Annotated in this window: 1 pseudogene; it reads right to left on the minus strand. The window is 33.2% G+C overall.

Annotation, left to right across the window (positions count from 1 at the left end):
- A pseudogene (locus tag H4O21_RS28555) lies at positions 1-355 on the minus strand (hypothetical protein); the annotation flags it as partial.

Raw genomic sequence — 355 nt, forward strand, 5'->3', positions numbered from 1 at the left:
GGCATTATAATCATATTCCTTAATAGCATTTGCTTTAAGGGCATTAAGTTGTTCTAAATCAACATTTAACTGCTTATAGTTTGTCAGCTCCACCACATATGATTCTAGTTCTCTTTCATTTTTTGCCAACGCATCAATCACTTGAAACTGAAAATTATTCTGCGTTAGCTGCAGTGTTTGGTGCTGACTATGTACATCAATTAAGCGCTCTCCAAGTAACTGCAAACTATTTAAATTAACAGGAGAATCATTTACGAAAGCTCTAGATTTTCCCGATGGTAAAATCTCTCTTCTGATGATGGTTTGAGATTCATAATCTAAATCTTCAGTTTGAAATAACGATTTTAAATTGTAG

The organism is Oceanospirillum sediminis, assembly GCF_014164585.1.
In the GTDB taxonomy this organism is placed as follows: Bacteria; Pseudomonadota; Gammaproteobacteria; order Pseudomonadales; family Halomonadaceae; genus Oceanospirillum; species Oceanospirillum sediminis.